The sequence below is a fragment of the Streptomyces sp. NPDC049887 genome, from assembly GCF_040656535.1.
GTDB lineage: Bacteria > Actinomycetota > Actinomycetes > Streptomycetales > Streptomycetaceae > Streptomyces.
In genome coordinates, this window is record NZ_JBFAMM010000011.1 from 213,568 (window position 1) to 221,792 (window position 8,225).

Here is an 8,225-nt window from a genome sequence, read left to right on the forward strand (position 1 = left end):
CGCCCGGAGTCGACCGACCGACATGGCGAACGAGGTTCGGCAGAACCAACGGCTCAGGTCTGGGCCATGTCCACGAAACGCGAGTAGTGGCCCTGGAAGGCGACCGTGATGGTCGCTGTCGGACCGTTTCGGTGCTTGGCCACGATCAGGTCGGCCTCGCCGGCGCGCGGCGACTCCTTCTCGTAAGCGTCCTCGCGGTGGAGCAGGATGACCATGTCCGCGTCCTGCTCGATGGAGCCGGACTCACGCAGGTCCGAGACCATCGGCTTCTTGTCCGTACGCTGCTCGGGACCACGGTTCAGCTGTGAGAGGGCGATCACCGGGATCTCCAGTTCCTTGGCCAGCAGCTTGAGGTTTCGGGACATGTCCGAGACCTCCTGCTGACGGCTCTCGGCCCGCTTGGAGCCACCGGACTGCATCAGCTGGAGATAGTCGATGATGACGAGCTTCAGATCGTTGCGCTGCTTGAGACGCCGGCACTTCGCACGGATCTCCATCATCGACAGATTCGGGGAGTCGTCGATGTACAGCGGTGCCTGGGAGACATCGGGCATCCGTCGGGCGAGCCGGGTCCAGTCCTCGTCCGTCATCGTGCCGGAGCGCATGTGGTGCAGGGCGACGCGGGCCTCGGCGGACAACAGACGCATCGCGATCTCGTTCCGCCCCATCTCAAGGGAGAAGATCACGCTGGGCAGATTGTTCTTGATCGACGCCGCTCGGGCGAAGTCCAGCGCCAGCGTCGACTTTCCCATTGCGGGACGGGCGGCGATGACGATCATCTGCCCGGGGTGCAAACCGTTGGTGAGTGAGTCGAAGTCGGTGAATCCGGTCGGGACACCCGTCATCTCACCACTGCGGGAGCCGATCGCCTCGATCTCGTCGAGCGCGCCCTCCATGATCTCGCCGAGCGGGAGATAGTCCTCGCTGGTGCGCTGCTCGGTGACCGCGTAGATCTCCGCCTGCGCCGAGTTCACGATCTCGTCGACGTCGCCGTCCGCCGCGTAGCCCATCTGCGTGATGCGCGTACCCGCCTCGACCAGGCGCCGCAGCACGGCGCGCTCGTGCACGATCTCCGCGTAGTACGAGGCGTTCGCCGCCGTCGGGACCGACTGGACGAGCGTGTGCAGATAGGAGGCCCCGCCGACACGAGTGATCTCTCCGCGCTTGGTCAGCTCGGCCGCGACGGTGATGGGGTCGGCAGGCTCGCCCTTGGCGTAGAGATCGAGGATCGCCTGGTAGACGGTCTCGTGCGCCGGCCGGTAGAAGTCATGGCCCTTGATGATCTCGACGACGTCCGCGATGGCGTCCTTGGACAGCAGCATGCCGCCGAGGACGGACTGCTCGGCATCGAGATCCTGCGGAGGGACCCGCTCGAAGCCCGGTGCACCGTCGTCCCAGGCGACGCTCTCCCTGCCGCGCTCGTGCTGCTCCTCACGGGCGCCGCGGCCCCGGCCCTCTCCTCGGCGGGGGCGGGAGACGGGCAGACGGTCACCCGGACCGATGTCGGTCCAGGGCTCGTCAAGGGGCTCGGGAACGCTCACCGGCCGCCTCCTCCCGTCCGCTGCGCGGACCTCTGCGTGGCACTCTTTTTAGGACACGGCACTGACAACACGAGAGGCCCGATTCCGCTGGGCGGCACATCGGGCGCCGGTCCACGGTAGGGCCGTCGGCACCGTCAGCCAATCTGGTTATCCACAGGCCGTGTGGACGACGGAGCAGATGCTGTGGAGAACCCTGCGGAACCTGTGCACGGAGCAGGGGACAGCACTGTGGACAAAGTCATAGCACTCACTCCACGCCGCCACTGACCTGGGCTTTTTCCGTCCACCGGCTGTGGGGGAGAAAAACTTTCCCAGCCGGATCAAGATCAGAACAAACGGCGCACAGCAGAAGCCCCGTCCCACCATTTGGTAAGGATCACTGACACATTGCATCTCTTACCTGTGGAAGATTAGATTGGCACCCATGACACAGGCCCCTGCGGCGACCAGATCCAGCCGCCGTCGACACGATCGCGAGATCATCGCGCTCGCCGTCCCCGCCTTCGGAGCGCTCGTCGCAGAGCCCTTGTTCGTGATGGTCGACAGCGCGATCGTGGGCCACCTCGGCACGCCACAACTCGCCGGACTGGGAATCGCAGCCGCGCTGCTGATGACGGCGGTCAGCGTCTTCGTCTTCCTCGCCTACGCCACCACCGCCGCGGTCGCGCGCCGAGTGGGCGCGGGGGACCTGAGCGCCGCTATCCGCCAGGGCATGGACGGTATCTGGCTTGGGCTGCTGCTCGGCGTCGCGGTCGTCGCGGTCGTTCTGCCCGCGGCACCATGGCTGGTCGACGCCTTCGGAGCCTCCGACACGGCCGCTCCGCACGCCATCACCTATCTGCGCATTTCGAGCTTCGGTATCCCCGCCATGCTCGTGGTCATGGCCGCCACCGGCGTACTGCGCGGCCTGCAGGACACCCGCACCCCCCTCTATGTGGCGATCGGCGGCTTCGCAGCCAACGCGGCCCTCAACCTCGGCCTCGTCTACGGTGCGGGGCTCGGCATCGCCGGCTCCGCCTGGGGCACGGTCATCGCCCAGTGCGCAATGGCCGCCGTCTATCTCGTGGTGGTCATCCGTGGGGCACGTCGCCACGGTGCCTCCCTGCGGCCGGACTCCAAGGGCATACGGGCGAGCGCCCAAGCAGGCGTACCACTGCTGATCCGCACGCTCTCCCTGCGAGCCGTGCTGCTGATCGCCACCGCCGTGGCTGCCCGGCTGAGTGACACCAGCATCGCGGCGCATCAGATCATCCTCTCCCTCTGGAGCCTGACGGCCTTCGCCCTGGACGCGATCGCCATAGCCGGCCAGGCCATCATCGGCCGCTGTCTCGGCGCCGACGACCCCGCAGGGGCACGTGCCGCGTGCCGGCGCATGGTGGAGTGGGGAATCGCCTCGGGCGTGGTGCTCGGACTTCTCATCGTGCTGGCACGTCCGCTGTTCATCCCCCTCTTCACCAGCGACCCCGCGGTCAAGGACACGCTGCTGCCGGCTCTGCTCGTGGTGGCAGTCACCCAGCCCATCGCGGGCGTGGTGTTCGTTCTCGACGGTGTACTGATGGGTGCCGGTGACGGTCCCTATCTGGCCGGCGCCATGTTGATCACCCTCGCCGTGTTCGCCCCGATCGCCCTCCTGGTACCGGCCTTCGGTGGCGGGCTCACCGCGCTCTGGTGGGCCATGGCCCTGATGATGACGGTCCGCATGGCGACTCTGTGGCTGCGGACCCGGTCCGGCCGCTGGATCGTGACAGGCGCGACGCGCTGAAAAGCCCGTGGGGCGCCGGCAGCCGTTTCACGTGAAACGCCGCTTCGCCGCGAACGCCCGCAGAGCACGGACACCCCAGCCGACGGCACGACACCGCAGCTACCGCGCACCGGAAACGAGAGAGGGCCGCACCCGTAGGGGTGCGGCCCTCTCATGCTGCTCTGCGGGCAGTCGCTCAGGCGGCGACGACCTCGACGCCGAGCTTCGCGGCGACCTCGGGGTGCAGACGCACGGACACCTGGTGCGAGCCCAGGGTCTTGATCGGCGAACCGAGCTCGACACGGCGCTTGTCGACCTCCGGACCACCGGCGGACTTGATCGCCGAGGCGATGTCGGCCGGGGTGACGGAGCCGAACAGGCGGCCGGCGTCGCCGGAGCGAACGGCCAGACGCACCTTTACGCCCTCGAGACGGGCCTTGATCTCGTTGGCCTGCTCGATGGTCGCGATCTCGTGGATCTTGCGGGCCCGGCGGATCTGCTCGACGTCCTTCTCGCCACCCTTGGTCCAGCGGATCGCGAAACCGCGCGGGACCAGGTAGTTGCGAGCGTAGCCGTCCTTGACGTCGACGACGTCGCCGGCAGCGCCGAGACCGGACACCTCGTGGGTAAGGATGATCTTCATGTTTCGGTCACCCTTCCCTTAGCGCGCGGTGGACGTGTAGGGCAGCAGCGCCATCTCACGGCTGTTCTTGACGGCCGTGGCGACGTCACGCTGGTGCTGCGTGCAGTTGCCGGTCACGCGGCGGGCACGGATCTTGCCGCGGTCGGAAATGAACTTCCGCAGCATGTTCGTGTCCTTGTAGTCCACGTACGTGACCTTGTCCTTGCAGAAAGCGCAGACCTTCTTCTTCGGCTTGCGCACAGGCGGCTTCGCCATGGTGTTTCTCCTGTGTGATCAAGAAGTGGGAGTACGAGCTCTCCCTGGAACCGCCCCCTGAGGGACCAGTCCCTAGAAAGGAGGCTCGTCCGAGTAGCCGCCGCCGGAGCCTCCGCCCCAGCCGCCACCGCCGCCGCCCTGCTGCTGCTGACCGCCGGCCGGCGCGCTGCTGGCCCAGGGGTCGTCGGCGGGAGCACCGCCGCCGCCCTGCTGCTGGCCACCGCCGGGACCGCCGCCCCAGCCGCCGCCCTGCTGCTGGCCACCGCCGTAGCCGCCCTGGCCACCGCGGCCGGTGGTCTTGGTGACCTTGGCCGTGGCGTTCTTGAGACTGGGGCCGACTTCCTCGACGTCCAGCTCGAAGACCGTGCGCTTGACTCCCTCACGGTCCTCGTAGGACCGCTGCTTCAGCCGGCCCTGCACGACGACGCGCATGCCTCGCTGGAGCGACTCGGCGACGTTCTCCGCCGCCTGACGCCAGACCGAGCAGGTGAGGAAGAGGCTCTCGCCGTCCTTCCACTCGTTGGTCTGGCGGTCGAAGGTGCGGGGGGTGGACGCGACACGGAACTTCGCGACCGCCGCACCGGACGGGGTGAAGCGCAGCTCGGGGTCGTCGACGAGATTGCCGACGACCGTGATGACGGTCTCGCCTGCCATGGGTGAACCTCTCGGCGGGATTGCTTCTGGCTGCTTGCTGCTACTCGAACCCGATGACCTCTGAGCTAGGTGCTCAGTGGGTCTCGGGACGGAGGACCTTGGTCCGGAGGACCGACTCGTTCAGGTTCATCTGGCGGTCGAGCTCCTTGACGACCGCAGGCTCGGCCTGCAGGTCGATGACCGAGTAGATGCCCTCGGGCTTCTTCTTGATCTCGTAAGCGAGACGACGACGGCCCCAGGTGTCGACCTTCTCGACCTTTCCGTTGCCCTCACGGACGACGGAGAGGAAGTTCTCGATCAGCGGGGAGACAGCGCGCTCCTCGAGATCGGGGTCGAGGATGACCATCACCTCGTAGTGACGCATGTGGAACCCACCTCCTTTGGACTCAGCGGCCACGGTCGTTCCGTGGCAGGAGGGTCGTGATGCGTTGAGCATCGATGCCTACGCAGTAAATCAGGCGGCTCTGACAATGGTCCTCGCCTTCGGTACGGGAGGGCGAGGTATCGAGTGCGACCTGGGCAGACACCGGTGCGGACGCTACACAGTACCCGCACACCCGCTTCCGGTTGAAATCCGGCGTCCACCCACCGCACCCTGTACGCATCGGGTGTGGGCGGCGTCACAGTGCGCCGCCCTCCGGGAATGCCAGGAGGTGCTTCATGGCGCAATCGCAACCCAATCCCACCGGCTCTCTCCTCGCCACGGACGGAAAGCCCCATCCGCTCCAGGACACCCTGATGGTCGTGACCCTGGTCCTGGGTGTGGTGGCCTTCGTGGCGGCACAGTTCCACAACCTCCACCTGCTCAGTTCCTGGTCCGGACTCATCGGCATCCTCACGGGCGCGTACGGCCAGTTCATCTCGGCCACCACCCGGGAACGCTTCCTTCTGGTCATCGGGCTGGGGGCCTCGGCCTTCGGCTTCCTCCTCGGAATGGCGCAGGGCGGGCTCTTCGGCGGCCTGATCGGCTACTAGTCCTCGGCACGAGCCCACGCGGGGCGCTTCCCGGGCCCAGTAGGCTTCGGCGCGAGAGCCGGAGCCCCTGACCCATGGGGACACACCAGCCGAGGAGCGCCCCGCATGAGCCTGACCCTGAGGACCATCAGCCGAGAGCAGCATCTGGCGTACGTCCAGAGCCTGCCTTCGGCGAGTCACTGCCAGGTCCCGGCATGGGCGGACGTCAAGACAGAGTGGCGCTCCGAGAACCTCGGATGGTTCGACAAGAGCGGACAGCTCGTCGGCGTCGGCCTCGTGCTGTACCGCCAGCTTCCCAAGATCAAGCGCTACCTGGCCTATCTGCCCGAGGGCCCGGTGATCAACTGGTACGCCCCCAATCTGGACGACTGGCTCCAGCCGATGCTTGCGCACCTCAAGGACCAGGGCGCCTTCTCGGTGAAGATGGGTCCGCCGGTCGTGATCCGCCGCTGGGAGGCCACGGCGATCAAGGCGGGCATCCAGGACCCGGACGTGAAGCGCCTGCGCGACGTGGAGGCGACCCACATCGAGCCCCGGGCCTTCGAGGTCGCGGACCGGCTCCGCAAGATGGGCTGGCAGCAGGGCGAGGACGGCGGCGCGGGCTTCGGCGACGTGCAGCCGCGGTACGTCTACCAGGTCCCGCTGGCCAACCGGTCCCTCGACGACGTGCTCAAGGGCTTCAACCAGCTGTGGCGCCGGAACATCAAGAAGGCCGAGAAGGCGGGCGTCGAGGTCGTCCAGGGCGGTTACGAGGACCTGGCGGAGTGGCAGCGGCTCTACGAGATCACGGCCGAACGCGACCGCTTCCGCCCCCGCCCGCTCTCGTACTTCCAGCGCATGTGGACGGTCCTGAACTCCGAGGACCCCAACCGCATGCGGCTGTACTTCGCACGGCACAACGGGGTGAACCTGTCGGCGGCGACGATGCTCGTCGTCGGCGGCCACGTCTGGTACTCGTACGGCGCCTCCGACAACATCGGCCGTGAGGTCCGGCCCTCGAACGCGATGCAGTGGCGCATGCTGCGGGACGCCTACGCCATGGGCGCCACCGTCTACGACCTGCGCGGCATCAGCGACTCGCTCGACGAGTCGGACCACCTCTTCGGACTGATCCAGTTCAAGGTCGGCACCGGCGGCGAGGCCGTCGAATACGTCGGCGAGTGGGACTTCCCGCTCAACAAGCTCCTGCACAAGGCCCTCGACATCTACATGTCGCGCCGCTGATCGTTCCGTACCCTCGCACGTATCTCTCCCACACCGCTGCACCAGAAAGGCTTCGGACCCGGCCATGGCGCTCTCCCTCTACGTCGACACCGCGCGCTGGCGGGCGCACCAGAAGTCCGTGATCGACCAGTTCCCGGGACTCGTTCCGGTCTGCAAGGGCAACGGCTACGGCTTCGGCCACGAGCGTCTCGCCGAGGAGGTGACCCGCTTCGGGGCCGACATGCTCGCCGTGGGCACCACCTACGAGGCGGCCCGGATCAAGGACTGGTTCGGCGGCGACCTCCTCGTGCTCACGCCCTTCCGCCGCGGTGAGGAACCGGTGCCGCTGCCCGACCGGGTCATCCGCTCGGTCTCGTCCGTCGACGGGGTGCACGCCCTGGTCGGCGCGCGGGTCGTCATCGAGTGCATGAGTTCGATGAAGCGGCACGGCGTCTCCGAGAACGACCTGCACCAGCTGCACTCCGCGATCGAGGACGTGCGGCTGGAGGGCTTCGCCCTCCATCTGCCCCTGGACCGCACGGACGGCTCCGACGCGGTGGAGGAAGTCATAGACTGGATGGACCGGCTGCGGAGCGCGCGGCTGCCGTTGCACACCATGTTCGTGAGCCACCTGCGGGCCGACGAACTCGCCCGGCTTCAACAGCAGTTCCCGCAGACCCGCTTCCGTGCGCGGATCGGCACACGACTGTGGCTCGGCGACCACGAGGCCACCGAGTACCGGGGGGCGGTCCTCGACGTGACCCCCGTCGCCAAGGGCGACCGCTTCGGGTACCGCCAGCAGAAGGCCGCCTCGGACGGCTGGCTGGTGGTCGTCGCCGGCGGCACGTCACACGGAGTGGGCCTGGAGGCTCCCAAGGCCCTCCACGGCGTCATGCCGCGCGCCAAGGGCGTCGCCCGGGCCGGTCTGGCCACCGTCAACCGCAATCTGTCGCCGTTCGTCTGGGCGGGCAAGCAGCGGTGGTTCGCGGAGCCCCCACACATGCAGGTCTCGATCCTCTTCGTGCCGGCCGACTCGGTGGAGCCGACGGTCGGGGACGAGCTGGTCGCGCATCTGCGGCATACGACCACCCAGTTCGACCGGCTGGTCGACCGCTAGGTGTATTGCCCTGTGAGGTTGGGGACGCGGGTGGCGGGTGGTTGGCCTTTCAGCGCGGTGTGTCCGCGGTGGTGATTGTAGGTGTGCAGCCATGCG

9 protein-coding genes are annotated in these 8,225 nt (G+C 67.7%); 4 read left to right on the top strand and 5 right to left on the bottom strand.

The window, feature by feature from the left end; translation table 11 throughout:
• Positions 1-53: 53 nt before the first annotated feature.
• A complete protein-coding gene (dnaB, locus tag AB0J10_RS16600) occupies positions 54-1,541 on the bottom strand; it encodes a replicative DNA helicase (RefSeq protein ID WP_363062086.1) in 1,488 nt (495 codons plus the stop codon).
• A gap of 424 nt (positions 1,542-1,965) precedes the next feature.
• On the opposite strand from dnaB, the gene AB0J10_RS16605 reads away from it, so the two are divergent.
• Positions 1,966-3,303, top strand: coding sequence for an MATE family efflux transporter (locus AB0J10_RS16605; RefSeq protein ID WP_363062088.1), 1,338 nt, complete (start codon positions 1,966-1,968; stop codon positions 3,301-3,303).
• Between the two features lie 175 nt (positions 3,304-3,478).
• Here the strand turns inward: AB0J10_RS16605 and rplI are convergent, their stop codons facing one another.
• The 4 genes from rplI to rpsF all read right to left on the bottom strand — a co-directional run bounded on the left by rplI (position 3,479) and on the right by rpsF (position 5,198).
• Positions 3,479-3,925, bottom strand: coding sequence for a 50S ribosomal protein L9 (gene rplI / locus AB0J10_RS16610; protein WP_138054220.1), 447 nt, complete (start codon positions 3,923-3,925; stop codon positions 3,479-3,481).
• Positions 3,926-3,943: 18 nt separating this feature from the next.
• Positions 3,944-4,180, bottom strand: coding sequence for a 30S ribosomal protein S18 (gene rpsR, locus AB0J10_RS16615; protein WP_003949403.1), 237 nt, complete (start codon positions 4,178-4,180; stop codon positions 3,944-3,946).
• Between the two features lie 72 nt (positions 4,181-4,252).
• The gene (locus AB0J10_RS16620) at positions 4,253-4,834 is read right to left on the bottom strand and encodes a single-stranded DNA-binding protein (RefSeq protein WP_138054219.1); all 582 of its coding nucleotides are present in this window, start codon (positions 4,832-4,834) and stop codon (positions 4,253-4,255) included.
• Between the two features lie 73 nt (positions 4,835-4,907).
• On the bottom strand, positions 4,908-5,198 hold the full coding sequence (rpsF, locus tag AB0J10_RS16625; protein ID WP_004950685.1) for a 30S ribosomal protein S6: 291 nt from the start codon (positions 5,196-5,198) through the stop codon (positions 4,908-4,910).
• A gap of 296 nt (positions 5,199-5,494) precedes the next feature.
• Here rpsF and AB0J10_RS16630 point away from each other — a divergent pair, with 296 nt between their 5' ends.
• The 3 genes from AB0J10_RS16630 (at position 5,495) to AB0J10_RS16640 (ending at position 8,129) form a co-directional block, all read left to right on the top strand.
• Positions 5,495-5,809, top strand: coding sequence for a hypothetical protein (locus AB0J10_RS16630; protein WP_363062090.1), 315 nt, complete (start codon positions 5,495-5,497; stop codon positions 5,807-5,809).
• A gap of 105 nt (positions 5,810-5,914) precedes the next feature.
• Positions 5,915-7,033 (top strand): peptidoglycan bridge formation glycyltransferase FemA/FemB family protein, encoded by a 1,119-nt coding sequence (locus AB0J10_RS16635; RefSeq protein WP_363062092.1) that lies wholly within the window; start codon positions 5,915-5,917, stop codon positions 7,031-7,033.
• Between the two features lie 64 nt (positions 7,034-7,097).
• The gene (locus tag AB0J10_RS16640; RefSeq protein ID WP_363062094.1) at positions 7,098-8,129 is read left to right on the top strand and encodes an alanine racemase; all 1,032 of its coding nucleotides are present in this window, start codon (positions 7,098-7,100) and stop codon (positions 8,127-8,129) included.
• Positions 8,130-8,225: the final 96 nt, after the last annotated feature.

What these genes read in the sequence shown, in the direction of transcription:
- AB0J10_RS16605 (WP_363062088.1), top strand. Translation starts at nt 1,966, where the DNA reads ATGACACAGGCCCCTGCGGCGACCAGATCCAGCCGCCGTCGACACGAT.
- rplI (WP_138054220.1), bottom strand. Translation starts at nt 3,925, where the DNA reads ATGAAGATCATCCTTACCCACGAGGTGTCCGGTCTCGGCGCTGCCGGC.
- rpsR (WP_003949403.1), bottom strand. Translation starts at nt 4,180, where the DNA reads ATGGCGAAGCCGCCTGTGCGCAAGCCGAAGAAGAAGGTCTGCGCTTTC.
- AB0J10_RS16620 (WP_138054219.1), bottom strand. Translation starts at nt 4,834, where the DNA reads ATGGCAGGCGAGACCGTCATCACGGTCGTCGGCAATCTCGTCGACGAC.
- rpsF (WP_004950685.1), bottom strand. Translation starts at nt 5,198, where the DNA reads ATGCGTCACTACGAGGTGATGGTCATCCTCGACCCCGATCTCGAGGAG.
- AB0J10_RS16630 (WP_363062090.1), top strand. Translation starts at nt 5,495, where the DNA reads ATGGCGCAATCGCAACCCAATCCCACCGGCTCTCTCCTCGCCACGGAC.
- AB0J10_RS16635 (WP_363062092.1), top strand. Translation starts at nt 5,915, where the DNA reads ATGAGCCTGACCCTGAGGACCATCAGCCGAGAGCAGCATCTGGCGTAC.
- AB0J10_RS16640 (WP_363062094.1), top strand. Translation starts at nt 7,098, where the DNA reads ATGGCGCTCTCCCTCTACGTCGACACCGCGCGCTGGCGGGCGCACCAG.